Raw genomic sequence first — 17,926 nt, 5'->3', positions numbered from 1 at the left:
GGGCCCTGCTGACGACAGGTCACTTGGTGTTGATGACCTTGTCGATCTCGGCGTCGGCGGCCTTGGCCGCGTCCTCGACCGACTTGTTGCCGGTGCCGATGTCACGGAGCATCGTCTGGAGGACCTTGGCCTTCTCGATCTGGCCCCAGCCGGACGCCGTCGGGACGAACCAGGAGGACTCGGCCGCGGTGGCGGCGACCTGGGTCTTCGGGTCGGCCTTCAGCGGGCCGAGGTCCGTCTTGTTGTTGGGCAGGTTGCCCTCGGCGATCAGGCCCTTCTGGCCCTGGGCGCCGGTGAAGACGTTGATCCACTCGGCCGCGATGTCCTTGGACTTGGACTTGGCCGGGATGGCCAGGTCCGAACCGCCGAGGAAGACGGGCAGGTTCTTGCCGTTCGGGCCGGGCTGCACGAAGTTCTCGAGCTTCTCCTTCAGCCCGCCGACCTTGTCGCTCTCCGGGGCGGCCGCGGTGGCGCCCTCCCAGGCGGCGGCGAAGATGGCGGCGGAGTTGCCCTGGCCGAAGACGACCGGGCGGTCGGCCTCGTCCTTGGTCTTGTCCGCGTGCATGTACTTGTCGATGAGCTCCTTGTACTGCCCCAGCCCCTTCAGCGACTCGGGGGAGGACAGGGTGCCCTTCCACTTGTCGCCGTCCTTCTTGGCGATGGCGCCGCCGGCGTCGTAGACGAAGGACATCGCGGCGTACCAGTCCGGGGAGGGCTGGTAGAGCGCGCTGAACTTGTCACCCTTCGCGGCCTGGATCTTGTCCAGGGCGGAGGTGTACTCGGCCCACGTCTTCGGGGCCGCGGTGACGCCCACCTCGGCGGCGATGTCCTTGCGCCAGGTGCCCACGCGGCCGCCGGCGTAGTAGGGGACGCCGTAGGTCTTGCCGTCGTACGTGACGGACTGCTTGAGAGCGTCCAGCCAGGCGCCGGAGTTCTCGAACTTCGACGGGTCGACCTCGGCGAAGGCCCCGGTCGACATGTAGCCGATCATCTCGGAGTTGCCCATCTCGACAACGTCCGGGGCCTTGTCCGTGGCGAGGACGGCGTCCAGCTTGGCGTTCTTGTCCGCCCACTTGTAGTACTCGTGCTTGATCGTGAGGCCCGGGTGCTTCGCGACGATCGCGTCGTCGGCCGCCTTCACCAGCTCCGGCCAGTTGTTCTGGGCGTCGACCGTGAGCCAGACGGTGAGTTCCTTGGCGCCGGAGGCCTTGTCGCCGCCCTTGCTGCCGGAATCACCGCACGCCGCGAGGCCGATAACCATGCCCGCGACTCCAACCGCCGCGATGAGCTTGCGCTTCACGCCACCCTCCTCAGGGATGCCTGCCTGCACTTCCCTTGGCCGCCGCGGTGACATACGCGAAGTACTGCACGTGGGGCCGGGATCTGATCCATATTGGTTTAGACCAGTAGCTGGAGCTTGGCCTAGACCTTTAGGGGTGTCAAGGGTCTAATGAGCGGGTGCCGGGTCCGTTATCGGACCGACACCTGGGGAGAGAGAAGGCCTGTCCCCCCACACGTGTCACGATGTGACCGCACATATCGGAGGAGCCGGTGACGGCAGCGAAACTGGAGTCGGGAAGGCGGGCGGCGATGGCCACCGAAGGGGCGATCACGGAGCCGGAAGGCGGGGCGGCCACTCGCACGGCGCGTGTACCCAAGTACTACCGACTCAAGCGGCACTTGCTCGACATGACCGAGACACTGCCGCCCGGCACCCCGGTGCCGCCGGAGCGCACGCTCGCGGCCGAATTCGACACCTCGCGGACCACAGTCCGGCAGGCCCTCCAGGAACTGGTCGTAGAGGGACGACTGGAACGAATCCAGGGCAAAGGCACCTTCGTTGCCAAGCCCAAGGTCTCCCAGGCGCTCCAACTCACCTCGTACACCGAGGACATGCGCGCGCAGGGACTGGAACCGACCTCGCAGCTGCTCGACATCGGCTACGTGACGGCCGACGACACCCTCGCCGGACTGCTCAAGATCACCACCGGCGGCCGGGTGCTGCGCATCGAGCGGCTGCGACTGGCCAGCGGTGAACCCATGGCCATCGAGACCACCCACCTTTCGGCCAAGCGCTTCCCGGCGCTGCGCCGTTCGCTCGCCAAGTACACCTCCCTCTACACCGCCCTCGCCGAGGTGTACGACGTCCACCTGGCCGAGGCCGAGGAGACGATCGAGACCTCGCTGGCCACCCCGCGCGAGGCCGGGCTGCTCGGCACCGATGTCGGTCTGCCGATGCTGATGCTGTCCCGGCACTCCCTGGACGCCGACGGCGAACCGGTGGAGTGGGTGCGGTCGGTGTACCGCGGGGACCGGTACAAGTTCGTCGCCAGGCTCAAGCGCCCGGCCGTCTGACACCGGCCGCCCGGCACACGCCCCGCCCCGCCCCGCACCACCGGAATCTTCACAGACCGGAATACGGACGGGGTCTTACGCCCACCGGGCGATTCCCCGTAGATTCCCTGCCCTTACGCAGATGATCGACGAGGGGACGAGGGTCATGCCTGAACCGGAAGCAACAGGGACAGAACGGGACGCGGCGAGTCCGGCCACCAGGCCGGGCTCGCCTTCTCCGAAGTCCATCGCCGTGTGGGTGCTCGTCGGACTCGTCGGCGCCATCGGCTGGGGCGTGCTGGCGCTCTCACGCGGCGAGGAGATCTCCGCCGCCTGGCTGCTCGCCGCCGCGCTGGGCTCGTACGCCATCGGCTACCGCTTCTACTCGCGGTTCATCGCCCACCGCGTACTGAAGGTGGACAAGACGCGGGCCACCCCCGCCGAACGCCTTGACAACGGTGTCGACTTCCACCCCACCGACCGACGGGTTCTTTTCGGCCACCACTTCGCCGCCGTCGCCGGCGCCGGACCGCTCGTCGGGCCGGTGCTCGCCGCGCAGATGGGTTACCTGCCCGGCACCATCTGGATCGTCGTGGGCGTGATCTTCGCCGGCGCCGTGCAGGACATGGTGACGCTGTTCTTCTCCACCCGGCGCGACGGCCGTTCGCTCGGCCAGATGGCCCGGGACGAGATCGGCCCGGTGGGCGGAGCCGCCGCCCTGATCGCCGTGTTCGCCATCATGATCATCCTCTTGGCCGTGCTCGCGCTGGTGATCGTCAACGCCCTGGCGCACTCGCCCTGGGGCGTCTTCTCCATCGGCATGACCATCCCGATCGCCCTCTTCATGGGCTTCTACCTGCGCGTCCTGCGACCCGGCCGGGTCACCGAGGTCTCGCTGATCGGTGTGGCCCTGCTGCTGCTCGCCATCGTCGCGGGCGGCTGGGTCGCGGAGTCCTCGCTGGCGGACACCTTCACCCTGGAGAAGGAGACGCTGGTCATCTGGATGATCGCGTACGGCTTCCTGGCCTCGGTGCTGCCGGTCTGGATGCTGCTCGCACCGCGCGACTACCTCTCCACCTTCATGAAGGTCGGCACCATCGCCCTGCTGGCCATCGGGGTGTTCATCGCGATGCCCACCCTGAAGATGCCCGCGGTCACCGACTTCGCCTCGCGCGGCGACGGCCCGGTCTTCGCCGGCTCGATGTTCCCGTTCGTGTTCATCACGATCGCCTGTGGCGCCCTGTCGGGCTTCCACGCACTGGTCTCCTCGGGCACCACCCCGAAGATGATCCAGAAGGAGACCCAGGTCCGGATGATCGGCTACGGGGCGATGCTCACCGAGTCCTTCGTCGCCGTCATGGCCGTGATCACGGCCTGCATCCTGGAGCCCGGCCTCTACTTCGCCATCAACTCCCCCGGCGGCGTCATCGGCACCACGGTGGAGTCGGCCTCGCAGGCGGTCACGAACTTCGGCTTCGCCATATCCCCGGAGGCCCTGGCCCAGGCCGCGAAGGACGTGGAGGAGACGAGCCTGCTCTCCCGTACGGGTGGCGCGCCGACCTTCGCACTCGGAATGTCGGAGATCTTCGCCTCGGTGATCGGCGGCGCTTCGATGAAGGCGTTCTGGTACCACTTCGCGATCATGTTCGAGGCGCTGTTCATCCTCACCACGGTGGACGCGGGGACCCGGGTCGGCCGCTTCATGCTCCAGGACACCCTGGGCAACGTGCACAAGTCCTTCAAGGACGTCAGCTGGAAGCCGGGCGTGTGGCTCGCCAGCGCCATCGTGGTCGGCGGCTGGGGCTACTTCCTGTGGGTCGGCGTGAAGGACCCGCTGGGCGGCATCAACCAGCTGTTCCCCCTGTTCGGCATCGCGAACCAGCTGCTGGCCGCCGTCGCCCTGGCGGTCTGCACCACGCTGCTGGTGAAGTCGGGGCGGCTCAAGTGGGCCTGGGTGACGGCGGTTCCGCTGGCCTGGGACGCCACGGTGACGCTCACCGCGAGCTACCAGAAGATCTTCTCCGAGGACGTCCGGGTCGGCTTCTTCGCCCAGCGCGACAAGTACCAGGCCGGCATCGACGCGGACAAGGTACTGCCGCCCGCCAAGAACATGGACGAGATGCACACGGTGGTCACCAACGCCACCGTGGACGGGGTCCTGTGCGCCCTCTTCGCGCTGCTGATCATCATCGTGCTGGCCGACGCGGCCCGCACCTGCTTCAAGGCGATCGGCAACCCGGAGTCGGCGAAGCTGGCCGAGGTCCCCTGGACCGAGTCGAAGATCATCGCTCCCGCGGGGCTGATCCCGACCGCCGAGGAGAAGGCCGAGCTCGCCGCGGCGGGCCTGGACTCGGGCGGCGGGCAGGTCAAGGAGCCGGTGGCCTGATGAGCCTGCGCAGCGCGCTGGCGAGGGCGCGGTACTTCGTACGGGAGTTCTCGGGGGAGGCGGCCTACGACCGGTACGTCGCCCACGCCCGCTCCCACGACCCGGACGCGGCGGTCCTTACCCGCCGCGCGTTCGAACGCGCCCGCACGGACGCCCGCGAGGCGGACCCCCGCGAGGGCTTCGGCTGCTGCTGAGCCCGTACGCAGGGCCCTGCCCATCGCGGGCGGGGCCCTGCGGCGTGCTCAGCACCCAGTCCTTGAGGGGCTCGGTCTGGAGGGTGATGCCGACGGGGTCGGGGAGGTAGATGGGGATGCCGGTCTCCGCGTAGGCGCGGGGTTTCTCCTGCCGGACCCGGTGGTCGATGTCCGAGTCCCACGACACGACTTCGACAGCCATGAGGACGGAGTCGGGGTCGCACCACTCACCTTGCCCGACGAACGCCTTCGAGTGCGCCACCGCAGCGTCCGGAATCGCCCGGCCGGACCGGCACTCCTGCACCTTGAGGCCCCGCCCCGGGTGAGGCCAGAGCTCGGGCCGCTGCTGCATACAGATCCGCGTGAGCCACTGGATGATCATCCCGTGGTCGCCGTCCTGCAACGCCTTGCTTCTCAGCTTCCCGTCGATGAATTCCAGCCTCAGCCCTTCCATCCGGTTGCGGGCGATCAGGGCGAGCTCTTCGAACTCTTCGGTCAGCATGTGGGGCCGATCGGTCATCACGGTCATCACGGTAACGCCGGGCGCCGACACCGTCCTGCACACTCGACCCCATGGACATAGTGATCAGGGCGGCGCTGCCCGCCGAGTACGAACAGCTGGGCGAGATCACCGCGCAGGCCTACGTCGGCGACGGGCTCCTCGGCTCCGGCGAGGCGTTCTACGCGAAGGTCCTGCGCGATGTCGCCGGGCGGGCCGCCGACGGGGAGGTGCTCGTGGCCGTCGAGGAGGGGGCCGTCCTCGGCGGGGTGACCTTCGCCCCGCCCGGGAGTCCGCTGGCCGACATCGCCGGGCCCGGTGAGGCCGAATTCCGCATGCTGGCCGTCTCCCGCGAGGCGCGTGGACGCGGCGCGGGCGAGGCGCTGGTGCGGGCGTGCATGGCCCGGGCGCGCGAACTGCCGGGGGTCACGCACCTGGTGCTGTCCACTCAGCGCGGTATGACGGGGGCCCAGCGGATCTACGAGCGGCTCGGGTTCGTGCGTACGCCGGAGCGGGACTGGGCGCCCGTTCCCGGGCTGACCTTGCTCACGTACCGTCTGGAGCTGTAGCCGCACCGACACAACATGTGGGGGGTCGCGCATGCGCGGCCCCCCACATGTATGCTCAAGGCTGCTGTCGCCGCAGGGGAATCCGGTGCGAATCCGGAACTGTCCCGCAACGGTATGAAGTACACCCATTGGTGTATCCGCAAGTCCGAGGACCTGCCGACAGTGCGCCCGGGTCGACCGAACCGGGTGCCGACACGTCCGGGCCTCGCGGTTGGGCCGGTGGACGCCATGCGGTGTACGCGCTCCCGCGCGCCCGCATGCGCCCGCTCGCGCCCCGCTCCGCCGATGACCGGGCCGAGCGAGGGAGAGCTCCCGCCGTGACCATCGCGCCTTCCGCACCGCGCGCCGAGTCCACTTCTGGCGACACCACCGAGGGCCCGGGGGCCACGCTGCTGCGTACCCTCACCGAACTGACGGCGGACCTCCCCGACACCGACCCCGGCCGGGTCGCCGCCGCCGCGCTGCGCGGCCGCAGCTCCGCCGCCGACGAGGCCGAACTGCGCGGGCTGGCCACGGAGGCCGCCGCCGGCCTGATCTCCGAGGACCCGGCCTACTCCCGGCTCGCCGCCCGGCTGCTGACGCTGGCCGTCCGCGACGAGGCCGCCGGCCAGGGCGCCACCTCCTTCTCCGCCTCCGTCGAGGTCGGCCACCGTGAGGGGCTCATCGCAGACCGCACGGCCGAGTTCGTACGGACCCACGCGAGCCGCCTGGACGCACTGGTCGAGCACACCCTCGCCGAGGGCGCCGACGACCGCTTCGGCTTCTTCGGCCTGCGCACCCTGCACAGCCGCTACCTGCTGCGCCACCCGATCACCCGCCAGGTCATCGAGACCCCGCAGTACTTCATGCTGCGCGTGGCCTGCGGCCTCGCCGCCGACGAGAGCGTCCAGGCGGTCGAGGAGGTGGCCTCGCTGTACCGGCTGATGAGCCGCCTCGACTACCTGCCGTCCTCCCCCACGCTCTTCAACTCCGGCACCCGGCATCCGCAGATGTCCTCCTGCTACCTGCTGGACTCCCCGTTGGACGAGCTCGACTCGATCTACGACCGCTACCACCAGGTCGCGCGCCTGTCGAAGCACGCGGGCGGCATCGGCCTCTCGTACTCCCGCATCCGCGCCCGCGGTTCGCTGATCCGCGGCACCAACGGCCACTCCAACGGCATCGTGCCGTTCCTGAAGACGCTGGACGCCTCCGTCGCCGCCGTGAACCAGGGCGGCCGCCGCAAGGGCGCCGCCGCCGTCTACCTGGAGACCTGGCACGCGGACATCGAGGAGTTCCTGGAGCTGCGCGACAACACCGGTGAGGACCAGCGCCGTACGCACAACCTGAACCTGGCGCACTGGGTCCCGGACGAGTTCATGCGCCGCGTGAACGCCGACGCCGACTGGTCGCTGTTCTCCCCGGCCGACGTGCCGGAGCTGGTCGACCTGTGGGGCGACGCGTTCGACGCCGCCTACCGCAAGGCCGAGGCGGACGGCCTTGCCCGCAAGACCATGCCCGCCCGCGACCTGTACGGCCGGATGATGCGCACCCTCGCGCAGACCGGCCAGGGCTGGATGACCTTCAAGGACGCCTCCAACCGCACGGCGAACCAGACCGCCGAGCCGGGTACGGTCGTGCACTCCTCGAACCTGTGCACCGAGATCATCGAGGTCACCAACGACGGCGAGACGGCCGTCTGCAACCTCGGCTCGGTCAACCTGGGCGCCTTCGTCGTGGAGGGCGAGATCGACTGGGAGCGGATCGACGAGACCGTCCGCACCGCCGTGACCTTCCTCGACCGCGTGGTGGACATCAACTTCTACCCGACCGAGCAGGCCGGCCGTTCCAACGCCCGCTGGCGCCCGGTGGGTCTGGGCGCGATGGGCCTGCAGGACGTCTTCTTCAAGCTGAAGCTGCCCTTCGACTCCCCCGAGGCGAAGGCCCTGTCCACCAAGCTCTCCGAACGCATCATGCTGGCCGCGTACGAGGCCTCGTGCGACCTCGCCGAGCGCAGCGGCCCGCTGCCGGCCTGGGAGCAGACCCGCACCGCGCGCGGCGTCCTGCACCCGGACCACTACGACGTGGAGCTGAACTGGCCGGAGCGCTGGGACGCGCTGCGCGCCCGCGTCGCCGAGAGCGGCATGCGCAACTCGCTGCTCCTCGCCATCGCCCCGACGGCCACGATCGCCTCGATCGCCGGCGTGTACGAGTGCATCGAGCCGCAGGTCTCCAACCTCTTCAAGCGCGAGACGCTGAGCGGTGAGTTCCTCCAGGTGAACGCCTACCTGGTGGACGAGCTGAAGAAGCTCGGCGTGTGGGACGCCCAGACCCGCGAGGCGCTGCGCGACTCCTCCGGCTCGGTCCAGGGCTTCGGCTGGATCCCGGCCGAGGTCCGCGAGCTGTACCGCACGGCGTGGGAGATCCCGCAGCGCGGTCTGATCGACATGGCGGCGGCCCGTACGCCGTTCCTCGACCAGTCGCAGTCGCTGAACCTGTTCCTGGAGACGCCCACCATCGGCAAGCTCAGCTCGATGTACGCGTACGCCTGGAAGCAGGGCCTGAAGACCACCTACTACCTGCGCTCGCGCCCGGCGACGAAGATCGCCCGCGCCGCGCAGGCCGCCACCCCGGCGGCGCTTCCGCAGGCCGTCGCCGACGCGGAGGCGCTCGCCTGCTCCCTTGAGAACCCCGAGTCCTGCGAGGCGTGCCAGTAATGAGTTCAACCGACAAGAACCTTCTCGACCCGGGCTTCGAGCTGACCCTGCGTCCCATGCGCTACCCGGACTTCTACGAGCGCTACCGGGACGCGATCAAGAACACCTGGACGGTGGAGGAGGTCGACCTCCACTCGGACGTCGCCGACCTGGCGAAGCTGACCCCCTCCGAGCAGCACATGATCGGCCGCCTGGTCGCGTTCTTCGCGACGGGCGACTCGATCGTCTCCAACAACCTGGTGCTGACGCTCTACAAGCACATCAACTCCCCGGAGGCGCGCCTGTACCTGTCGCGCCAGCTGTTCGAGGAGGCCGTGCACGTCCAGTTCTATCTGACGCTGCTCGACACCTACCTGCCCGACCCGGACGACCGCGCGGCCGCCTTCGACGCGGTCGAGGAGATCCCCTCCATCCGCGAGAAGGCGCAGTTCTGCTTCAAGTGGATGGACTCGGTCGAGAAGATCGACCGGCTGGAGACGGCCGCCGACCGCCGCCGCTTCCTTCTGAACCTGATCTGCTTCGCCGCGTGCATCGAGGGCCTGTTCTTCTACGGGGCCTTCGCGTACGTGTACTGGTTCCGCTCCCGCGGCCTGCTGCACGGTCTGGCCACGGGCACCAACTGGGTCTTCCGCGACGAGACCATGCACATGAACTTCGCCTTCGAGGTCGTGGACACGGTCCGCAAGGAGGAGCCGGAGCTCTTCGACGACGCCCTCCAGCAGCAGGTCACCGACATGCTGAAGGAGGCCGTGGAGGCGGAGTTGCAGTTCGGCCGCGACCTGTGCGGTGACGGCCTGCCGGGCATGAACACCGAGTCGATGCGCGAGTACCTGGAGTGCGTCGCGGACCAGCGCCTGGTCCGTCTGGGCTTCCCGCCGGTCTACGGCTCGCAGAACCCGTTCTCCTTCATGGAGCTTCAGGGGGTCCAGGAGCTGACCAACTTCTTCGAGCGCCGTCCATCGGCCTACCAGGTCGCGGTCGAGGGCACGGTCGACCTGGACGAGGACTTCTAGGTTCCCCGGTCGGCACGCGGTAGCGCCGCGAAGCCGGGATGCGGTACACCACCGCGTCCCGGCTTCTCGCGTTTCCGGCGCCTGGTTGCCCGGCTGCCCAACTGCCCGGTCGCCCGGTCGCCCGGTTGCCCGAGCTCAGTGGGCGACGGGGCCCCAGTGCATCGCGGTGTGCCGGGTGCGGGGCCGACGGGCGGTGGGCGGCAGGCCGCCCACCTTCTGGCGCGGCAGCCACACGAGCCGGGTCTCGACGGCTCGCAGCCGCCGGTCGATCCGCCGGTCGCGCAGGGCCCCGTACAGGCTCGGGGCGAGCAGCACCATGGCGATGGCAAGGACGGCGAGGTAACTCAGGAACGTGTTCATGGCTCCACTCTCGCCAGAACCGCGAAGATCGAACAGTGGCAGGACTGTCATAGAAGAGCGAATTACTGCCACACTGGGGTCATGCTGAACAACGTGGCCGTGGCCCTCCTCGACGAAGTCGCCCCCTTCGAGTTCGGGATCTTCTGCGAAGTCTTCGGAATCGACCGCAGCGACCACGGGCTGCCGGTGTACGACTTCGCCGTGTGCGCGGCGGAGGAGGGCCCGCTGACCATGGCCGGCACCGGTTTCGCGTTCGCGCCCGCCCACGGGCTGGAGCGGCTGGAGAGCGCCGAACTGATCTGCGTACCCGCCTTTCGCAACGCGGCCGAGCGCACGTACCCGGAACCCCTCCTGGCAGCGCTGCGCCGCGGCGTGGACCGGGGCGCGCGCGTGCTCAGCGTCTGCAGCGGGGCCTACGTGCTCGGCGCGGCGGGGCTGCTGGACGGCCGGCGCTGCACCACGCACTGGATGCACGCCCCGGCCCTGGCGCAGCGCTTCCCGCGGGCGCTGGTCGACCCGGACGTGCTCTACGTCGACGAGGGCACGGTGATCACCTCGGCCGGTACCGCCTCCGGCATCGACGCCTGCCTGCACGTGGTCCGCCAGGAACACGGGGCCGAGGTGGCCAACAACATCGCGCGGCGGATGGTCGTACCGCCGCACCGGGACGGCGGGCAGGCCCAGTACATCCAGCGGCCGCTGCCGCGCACGGCCTGCGACACGGTGGGCGACGTGATCGGGTGGATGGGCCGCCACCTGGAGGAGGAGATCACCGTCGAGCAGCTCGCGGAGCGCGCGCACATGTCCCCGCGCACCTTCGCCCGCCGCTTCCTCCAGGAGACCGGCACCACCCCGTACCAGTGGGTGCTGCGCCAGCGGGTGCTGCTGGCGCAGGAGCTCCTGGAGTCCACCGACGAGACGGTGGACGCGATCGCCGGCCGCTGCGGCTTCGGCAACGCGGCCGCCCTGCGCCACCACTTCCTGCGGACCCTGGGCACCACGCCGAACACCTTCCGGCGTACCTTCCGGGGCCCGCAGGCCGCCTAGGCCCAGCGGGAGACTAGTCGTTCGGGACGGTCTCGTAGCGCGGGGTGCCCTCCGCCATCTGGCGCAGGGCGTCCTTGCGGTCCCGCTTCGAGAGCCGGTCGATGTAGAGGTAGCCGTACAGGTGGTCGGTCTCGTGCTGGAGGCAGCGGGCGAAGTAGCCGGTGCCGCGCACCTTGATCGGGTTGCCCTGCGCGTCCTGGCCCTCGACCTCGGCGTAGTCCGGGCGGGCCAGCGAGGCGTACGCCGTCGGGACCGACAGGCAGCCCTCGTTCGAGTCGTCCAGCACCCGCGCGCCCGCCGGCAGCTCGACGAGCTTCGGGTTGACCACGACACCGGTGTGGCGGTTGCCGTCGTCGTCCGGGCAGTCGTAGACGAAGACCTTGGCGTCCACGCCGATCTGGTTCGCGGCCAGACCCACGCCCTCGGCGGCCTTCTGGCTGGCGAACATGTCGTCGATCAGCTGCGCCAGCTCGTCGCCGAACTCGGTGACGTCCTTGCACTCGCGGTGCAGGACCGGGTTGCCGACGACGGTGATCGGGCGGGCGGTGCCGCGCTCACGGTGGGCGAGCTCGCGCTCCGCGCAGTCCTCCGTGTCGACGACGTACCCGTCGTTGACGACCTCGGCAACGCCGACAAACTCGTTCTCCTGCTGCGACATCTCCGCCGTACGCCTTCCGTCAGTACCGGTCACCGATGGTCGCCTGTGGCCACCGATGTGCCCGTACAGCCTACGGCCCCGGCTCAGCAGACTTCTTCGAGATCCCGCCACTCACGGGTTCCGGGGCTGTCCGCGACCCAGCCGTCGAGCAGTCCGCGCACCAGCCCGGCCGGCGCCGCGATACCGCATTCGCGCTCGGGGACCCACAGGGATCCGGAGCCCGCCGTACGGTGCCCCAGCGGTCCGGGGTGCCCCGGCTCGCTGTGGTCGTGCGGATCCAGGTGCTCGCCGTCGCCCTCGTCGCTCGGCATCTCGCTCTCCGAGCAGGTCCGGCACAGCAGCCGCACCGACGAGGACCAGTCCTCGGCGGCGAAGCCCGCGTCCGAGGCCAGCTGCTCCAGCGCGTCGCGGTCCGCCTCGGTGGCCGCCTCCAGCAGCACCACCCAGGTCGGCACCGGCGACGGCGCCCACAGCTCGATCTCGTCGAAGACCGGGTACGAGGGGCCGGCCGCGGTCACCCGCTCGCCGTGCGGGACCCCGTCGTGGAGCACGACCTCGCCCCAGCGCCGCCCCGAGGAGGGCAGCGGGATCGACAGGACCTCCAGCCTGGCCGGATCCAGCCGCCGGCCCCAGACCACCTCGGCCTCGCCCTCCGGCGAGAGCCGCACGGCGGCGCTGCCGAGCTCCATGCCGACCGGTTCGCCGCTGCCCTTCCCGTTGGCGCCCGCGCCGTGGGGGTCTCCGGGCACCTTCAACCCGTACGCCTGCCAGGCCCGCCGGGCCAGCGGCCAGTCCTGCAGCGCGGTCGCGGCGATCCCGACGTTCCACCAGTCCGGGGCGCCGGTCTCGCGGTCCAGCAGGGCGACGGCGCGCAGTCCGGCGGCCCGCGCCTGCTCCCAGTCGTGCCGGAACTTGTGCAGCAGGGCCAGGTTGAACCAGGACTCGGACAGCCAGGGCTCCAGGTCGGCGGCTCTGGTCAGGAGCGCGCCCGCGTCCTCGTACCGCCCGTCACCGATCAGCGTGAACGCGCGGTCGGTGGCCTGCCGCCACGAGGCGGAGGGCCGATGCCGTACCTTCCCGAAGATCCTCACGATTCCCGCCTGCCGGTCCTACGGTGCAGCCTTGCGGACACTCTCACGGTCACTCTTACTGGCATCCAACCATGCCCACTCGGACGGCCGCTCATTACCCATGGGTTACCCACGTGGGACGGGAACAACTCTGTCACGCCCACCCCTGGCCAGAACCCTCGCCAGGCACTCCACGACCTCCGGCTGGTAGTCCTGCCCGGTACCCAGGCGGAGCTGTTCGAGGGCGGCCAGTGAGCCGCCCGGGTGACGGCTCCCGCCCACCAGGTCGTCGTACGCGTTCACCGTACGCACGATGCGGGCCAGGGCGGGCTGCTCCCGGTACGGGTCCGCCTGCCGCTCCACCACCACGGCGACCTCGGCGGGCACCCCGGTCTGCCGGGCCACCTCCCCGCCCAGTTCGGCGATCCGGCGGGCCTGCGCCGCGGGCAGCTCGGCGGTGGCCCCGTCCGGGACCGGGTCCACGAGGGAGAGCTGCCCGATGTCGTGCATGAGGGCGGCGTACTCCAGCACCGTGAGCTCGCGCTCCGACAGGCCCAGTTCCCGGCCCACGGCGCAGCTCAGGGCGGCGACCCGGCGGGAGTGGCCCGGCCGGGTGTAACCGGCGATCTCGGTGGCGCGGGCCAGGGAGGTGATGGTCTGGCGGTAGGTGGTGCGGATCGCGGTGATCCGGTGGAAGGACAGCTGGGTCAGCAGCAGGGGCACGCTGAAGACGGGTATGGCCCACAGGCCCGCGACGGCCGCCCCGAGCGCCATCACGACCCCGGTGGCGCAGATCGCCGAGCCGATGCCGAGCCGGCCGCGCAGCTCGTCGCGCAGCAGGGGTCCGTACGGCCAGCCGGTCCGGGCCCCCGCCAGGGCCGCGGCGAGCACGGCGTCGCACAGGGCGGTGAGGCCGAGGAGGAAGAGCAGGAAGAGGACGAGGTACGGGCCCTGGCCCACCCGCTCCTCCAGCCGGCCGGAGTTGTAGAGCGGCTGGAAGCAGACGGCGGCGAAGGCGACGGTCAGCACCCGCCGGGACAGGTGGTCGAGGGCGGGGCCGCGGCCGCGGGCGACGTGCGGGACGATCCCGGCCAGCGCGGCCGCGACGACGACGGCGACGATCTGGAGCACCCCGTGGTGGGTGGGCTGGCCGGCGTTCTGGCCGAGCAGGGCGTAGGCGAGGGCTCCGGCGGAGCCGAGCGGCGCGGGCCGGCGGTCGACGCCCTCGACCGGGTGGCCCGTGCGCGGGTCCCGCCGGGCGAGTTCGCCGACGGCGATCAGGGTGCCGAAGGCGAGGGCGGCGCCGGGTTCGACGACGCCGTTCCACAGGGTGTGGCCGAGTCCGGCGAGGGTGAGCACGGCCGCGGCCCCCCGCACCGTCCACACGGCCGGGGCCCTCATCCGCCCGCCTCCGCACCGTCCGTGCCGCGACCGGGCCCGCGGGGGCCGGTCCCTTGCGCGAGCCCGCTCACGCCCCGGCCTCGAACCCTTTCGGCCGGGCCGACGCCGGCGGCGTCGGTGGTTTCGCGGCCCTCGGCCGGGAGGACGGCCCCTGGGCGCGAGCCCTGAGCAGGCAGCGCGGACAGCGGCGACGCCTCCGGCCCACCCCGAGCGGGAGCGGCACCGGCGGCGCCGGCGATCCGGTCCTCGTCCGCGGTGACCACCGGGTGCCAGCCGCAGCGCCCGATGGCGCCCGCCAGGGCCCGTACCATCGCCGGATCGAACTGGGCCCCCGCGCACCGCTCCAGCTCGGCGAGCGCCGTCGGCACCGGCCGGGCCCGGCTGTACGAGCGGGTCGAGGTCATCGCGTCGAAGGCGTCGGCCACCGCCACCACCCGGGCCAGCACGGGGATCTGCTCACCGGTCAGCCCGTACGGATAGCCGGAGCCGTCGACCCGCTCGTGGTGGTGCAGGATCGCCGACCGGGCCTCCCCCAGGAAGCCGATGCCGCGCACCATCTCGTGGCCGTACTCGGGGTGCAGCTCGATGATCCGGCGCTCCTCCGGGGTGAGCGGCCCGTCCTTGCGCAGCAGCCGGGTCGGGACGCCGAGTTTGCCGACGTCGTGCAGGATCCCGGCGATGCGCACCACTTCCAGCCGGTCCTCGGCCATGCCCAGCTCGCGGGCGATCATCGCGGAGGCCTGGCCGACCCGTTCGCTGTGACCGCGCGTGTAGCGGTCCTTGATGTCGACGGCCTGGACGAGCGCGCGGATGGTGGCCCGGTGGGCGGCGCGCTCGCGGTGGTACTGGGCGAAGACCCAGCAGGAGATGTAGATCGGCAGCAGCACGAGCAGTGCGGCCGGGAGCCCGTAAGGGCTGCGCCACATGACGGCCATCATCAGACCGGCGAGGCCGTGGACGCAGTGCGGGACCAGGGACCGGGTGACCAGTCCGCGCCAGGCGGTGGCGGCCGGCCGGCGTTCGGCGGTGGCCAGGATGCCCCCGTCGAGGGCGGTGAGCACCAGGCAGAAGGCGACGGCCGCGGCCGCCGCGGGAAGCATCACGTAGGGGAAGTCGGCCACGGGAGGCCCGGACCCTCCGGAAGGCCCCCCGCCGAGGGAGGCCGGGCCGCGCAGCAGCCCGTACGCCCGCCCCGCGACCCAGGCGGCTATGGACTGCTGCGCGCAGTGCCACACCCGGCGCACCCACGCGGGCCGCTGGACCACCGTCCCCGCGAGTCCCCCGGGCAGCGCCACGAGCGCGGCGGCGGCGGGCGGCAGCAGGAAGACGGCGGCGAGCACCACGGGGAAGAAGGAGCCGATGCCCTCGGGTACCCGGCTGCCGGGCAGCGGGCAGATCTTCACGAGTTCGCAGCCGAGGTAGAGCGCGGCCAGCAGGGTCACGGCCGCCCAGGGCGTGCCGGAATCCGTGAGGGCCGGGGCGACGCACGCGATGGCCGCGAGGACGGCGCACAGGACGTATCCGCGCGCCCCCGGCGGAAGGACCCGCATGGCGCTCTCCTCCCCAGTGGCCTTCAAGCCAGGCACCGAATCAAACCAGTACCGAAGGGGGAGAATAAGTGGGGCCCCGAGCGAGGTGGGCCACATTTTCGTATTGCGCCATGCGGGCGCCCCCGGATTAGCACATTCGGGTGAACGAAGTGCCCTTCCGGGGGCGGCTGTTCAATACTGCGCCGACCCGGTCAGCCCGGGGCCGGGTTGTCGGCGGTGACGTCGTGATCGGGCACGGCCTGGCCCGACCGGATCAGCTCGATCCGGCCCATCACCTTCGACCGCAGGTCGGTCGGCACGTCGTCCGACCCGCAGCAGCGCTTCACCAGCTTCTTCACGGCCTGCTCCAGGCCGTACTTCTCCAGACAGGGATTGCACTCGCCGAAGTGCGTCTCGAACTTCGTGCAGTCGCTGTCGGGCATCTCATGGTCGAGGAACTCGTACAGGTGGTCCAGGACCTCAGAGCACTCTGTCTCGTGCGGCTCTCCGCAACTCATGAGTCCGAGCCTTTCCGGTCGTTCGACTCTCCCGCGCCCGCGGGAACCAGTCCGCGCTCACGGGCATAGTCCTCCAGCATTCCGCGGAGTTGACGGCGGCCACGGTGCAGTCGCGACATGACCGTACCGATGGGTGTACCCATGATGTCCGCGATCTCCTTGTACGCAAACCCTTCTACGTCGGCAAGGTAGACCGCGATGCGGAACTCCTCCGGAATGGCCTGAAGGGCTTCCTTCACATCCGAATCGGGCAGGTGGTCGAGCGCCTGCGATTCGGCGGAGCGCAGTCCGGTCGACATGTGCGACTCGGCGCGCGCCAGCTGCCAGTCCTCGATCTCCTCCGCGGCGCTGCGCTGGGGCTCGCGCTGCTTCTTGCGGTAGGAGTTGATGAACGTGTTGGTCAGGATGCGGTACAGCCACGCCTTCAGGTTGGTGCCCTCGCGGAACTGGTGGAAGGACGCGTATGCCTTCGCGTACGTCTCCTGGACCAGGTCCTCGGCGTCGGCCGGGTTGCGCGTCATGCGCAGCGCGGCCGAGTACATCTGGTCGAGGTAGCCGAGGGCGTCCCGCTCGAAGCGCGCGTTGCGCTCCGGGGTCGTCTCCTCCGCGTGGCCTTCGTCGGTCCCAGCGACAGGACCCACCTCCTCCGACTGCGTGGCGGCTCCGAAAGCGGATCCGCTCGAATCGGAGAATAGTCGACCATCCCGGCTCTGCGCCGCCCGAAGCGGGCTGCGCTTGGGCCCGGGCAGAACCGTCCAGTCCAGGTCAGCGGCCTGCGGACGGTTCTGGCTGATGACCTGGGTCATGCGCTCCCACTCCTCCGACGATTTCCCGTACGTACCGACATCCGGGACAACAGAAGGCCCGGGCGGCGCATTCCCCGGCGGGCACGGGTTTCGGCCCTTCGCCGGGCCGGCGCGCCGCGGCGTGATCCTCGTCACCTGCGCGCGGGCCCGCCGCGGTGCGTCGTGTCGCGGCCGGCCGTGATCACCGGGGGAGCCGCGCGAGCCACTCCCCCACCGCTTCGGTGATCGTCGCGAGGGCCTCTTCCTGGGTGGTCCCCGCCTTCTTCGGCACCGCGAAGCCGTGATCGCCGTAGGGCACCTCCACGAGCTCGTACGGGGTGTCCGCGGCCGGCGGCGGGAACTCCTCGGGCCGCCCGAAGGGGTCCCGGCCGCCCTGGACCACGAGGGTGGGCCGGCCGGCCCCGGTGAGCTCCTCGGCGCGGGACTTCTCCGGCCGGCCCGGCGGGTGCAGCGGGAACGCCAGCGCCAGCACCCCGGCGGCGCCCAGCTCGGCGGCGGTCCGGCAGGCCACCCGGGCCCCGGCGCTGCGCCCGCCCGCGACCACCGGCAGCCCGGCCCGGGCGAGCGCCGGCCACAGCCCGCGCCATCCCTCGTCCAGCACCTTGGGGGCGGCGGCGACCTTCTTCCCCGCGACCCGCCAGGGCTGTTCGACCAGGGCCACCGTGATCCCGCGGGCGGGCAGGGCGGCGGCCAGCGCCTGGAGGTCCCGGGCCTCGATGCCGCCGCCGGCGCCGTGGCTCACGGCGAGCACGAGCTTCGCCTTTCGGGCGGTGTGCCAGGTGACGCGGGCCTCGCCCGCCGGGGTGTCGACGCTCTCGGTACGGGTGCTCATGCGCCCCATCCTGC

The 17,926-nt window shown here is 70.9% G+C and carries 17 protein-coding genes and 1 riboswitch; of the genes, 7 read left to right on the top strand and 10 right to left on the bottom strand.

The window, feature by feature from the left end:
* Positions 1-19: 19 nt before the first annotated feature.
* Positions 20-1,300, bottom strand: a complete 1,281-nt coding sequence (locus ACZ4TV_RS09240; protein WP_468132382.1) for an extracellular solute-binding protein — start codon at positions 1,298-1,300, stop codon at positions 20-22.
* Positions 1,301-1,590: 290 nt separating this feature from the next.
* On the opposite strand from ACZ4TV_RS09240, the gene ACZ4TV_RS09235 reads away from it, so the two are divergent.
* The 3 genes from ACZ4TV_RS09235 to ACZ4TV_RS09225 all read left to right on the top strand — a co-directional run bounded on the left by ACZ4TV_RS09235 (position 1,591) and on the right by ACZ4TV_RS09225 (position 4,914).
* Complete coding sequence (locus ACZ4TV_RS09235; RefSeq protein ID WP_215015257.1) at positions 1,591-2,355, top strand: GntR family transcriptional regulator; 765 nt, start codon at positions 1,591-1,593, stop codon at positions 2,353-2,355.
* Positions 2,356-2,476: 121 nt separating this feature from the next.
* The gene (locus ACZ4TV_RS09230) at positions 2,477-4,720 is read left to right on the top strand and encodes a carbon starvation CstA family protein (protein WP_468132380.1); all 2,244 of its coding nucleotides are present in this window, start codon (positions 2,477-2,479) and stop codon (positions 4,718-4,720) included.
* Positions 4,720-4,914 carry a CstA-like transporter-associated (seleno)protein gene (locus tag ACZ4TV_RS09225; protein ID WP_468132378.1) on the top strand — a complete coding sequence of 65 codons (195 nt, stop codon included), beginning with the start codon at positions 4,720-4,722 and terminating at the stop codon, positions 4,912-4,914. The genes ACZ4TV_RS09230 and ACZ4TV_RS09225 overlap by 1 nt, the downstream gene beginning before the upstream one ends.
* On the opposite strand, the gene ACZ4TV_RS09220 is transcribed toward ACZ4TV_RS09225, so the two are convergent.
* Positions 4,838-5,443, bottom strand: coding sequence for a Uma2 family endonuclease (locus tag ACZ4TV_RS09220; RefSeq protein WP_468132376.1), 606 nt, complete (start codon positions 5,441-5,443; stop codon positions 4,838-4,840). The genes ACZ4TV_RS09225 and ACZ4TV_RS09220 overlap by 77 nt on opposite strands.
* A gap of 44 nt (positions 5,444-5,487) precedes the next feature.
* Between ACZ4TV_RS09220 and ACZ4TV_RS09215 the strand changes: the two genes are divergently transcribed.
* The 3 genes from ACZ4TV_RS09215 (at position 5,488) to ACZ4TV_RS09205 (ending at position 9,691) form a co-directional block, all read left to right on the top strand.
* Entirely contained in the window at positions 5,488-5,982 is a 495-nt protein-coding gene (locus ACZ4TV_RS09215) for a GNAT family N-acetyltransferase (protein ID WP_468132374.1), read from the top strand.
* 41 nt (positions 5,983-6,023) lie between these two features.
* Positions 6,024-6,157: riboswitch (cobalamin riboswitch) on the top strand.
* A gap of 142 nt (positions 6,158-6,299) precedes the next feature.
* Complete coding sequence (locus ACZ4TV_RS09210) at positions 6,300-8,678, top strand: ribonucleoside-diphosphate reductase subunit alpha (protein WP_468132372.1); 2,379 nt, start codon at positions 6,300-6,302, stop codon at positions 8,676-8,678.
* Positions 8,678-9,691, top strand: coding sequence for a ribonucleotide-diphosphate reductase subunit beta (locus ACZ4TV_RS09205; RefSeq protein WP_468132370.1), 1,014 nt, complete (start codon positions 8,678-8,680; stop codon positions 9,689-9,691). Before ACZ4TV_RS09210 ends, ACZ4TV_RS09205 begins: the two co-directional genes overlap by 1 nt.
* Before the next feature lie 135 nt (positions 9,692-9,826).
* Here the strand turns inward: ACZ4TV_RS09205 and ACZ4TV_RS09200 are convergent, their stop codons facing one another.
* A complete protein-coding gene (locus tag ACZ4TV_RS09200; protein ID WP_468132368.1) occupies positions 9,827-10,051 on the bottom strand; it encodes a hypothetical protein in 225 nt (74 codons plus the stop codon).
* An 81-nt stretch (positions 10,052-10,132) separates the two neighbouring features.
* Here ACZ4TV_RS09200 and ACZ4TV_RS09195 point away from each other — a divergent pair, with 81 nt between their 5' ends.
* Complete coding sequence (locus ACZ4TV_RS09195) at positions 10,133-11,098, top strand: helix-turn-helix domain-containing protein (protein WP_468132366.1); 966 nt, start codon at positions 10,133-10,135, stop codon at positions 11,096-11,098.
* A gap of 13 nt (positions 11,099-11,111) precedes the next feature.
* On the opposite strand, the gene def is transcribed toward ACZ4TV_RS09195, so the two are convergent.
* From def to ACZ4TV_RS09160, 7 genes are all read right to left on the bottom strand, one after another.
* On the bottom strand, positions 11,112-11,756 hold the full coding sequence (gene def / locus ACZ4TV_RS09190; RefSeq protein ID WP_468132842.1) for a peptide deformylase: 645 nt from the start codon (positions 11,754-11,756) through the stop codon (positions 11,112-11,114).
* 83 nt (positions 11,757-11,839) lie between these two features.
* Complete coding sequence (locus tag ACZ4TV_RS09185; RefSeq protein ID WP_468132364.1) at positions 11,840-12,847, bottom strand: tetratricopeptide repeat protein; 1,008 nt, start codon at positions 12,845-12,847, stop codon at positions 11,840-11,842.
* Between the two features lie 105 nt (positions 12,848-12,952).
* Positions 12,953-14,227: an HD-GYP domain-containing protein gene (locus tag ACZ4TV_RS09180; protein ID WP_468132362.1), complete on the bottom strand. Its 1,275-nt coding sequence runs from the start codon at positions 14,225-14,227 to the stop codon at positions 12,953-12,955.
* Complete coding sequence (locus tag ACZ4TV_RS09175) at positions 14,224-15,777, bottom strand: HD-GYP domain-containing protein (RefSeq protein WP_468132360.1); 1,554 nt, start codon at positions 15,775-15,777, stop codon at positions 14,224-14,226. The genes ACZ4TV_RS09180 and ACZ4TV_RS09175 overlap by 4 nt, the downstream gene beginning before the upstream one ends.
* Before the next feature lie 191 nt (positions 15,778-15,968).
* Positions 15,969-16,274: a mycothiol system anti-sigma-R factor gene (rsrA, locus tag ACZ4TV_RS09170; RefSeq protein ID WP_030658812.1), complete on the bottom strand. Its 306-nt coding sequence runs from the start codon at positions 16,272-16,274 to the stop codon at positions 15,969-15,971.
* Positions 16,271-16,915, bottom strand: coding sequence for a sigma-70 family RNA polymerase sigma factor (locus ACZ4TV_RS09165; RefSeq protein ID WP_326593567.1), 645 nt, complete (start codon positions 16,913-16,915; stop codon positions 16,271-16,273). Before ACZ4TV_RS09165 ends, rsrA begins: the two co-directional genes overlap by 4 nt.
* 346 nt (positions 16,916-17,261) lie before the next feature.
* Entirely contained in the window at positions 17,262-17,912 is a 651-nt protein-coding gene (locus ACZ4TV_RS09160) for an alpha/beta hydrolase family protein (RefSeq protein ID WP_468132358.1), read from the bottom strand.
* Positions 17,913-17,926: the final 14 nt, after the last annotated feature.

This window comes from Streptomyces sp. NPDC028910, assembly GCF_055564955.1.
This window is presented reverse-complemented; position numbering and strand designations above follow the sequence as displayed.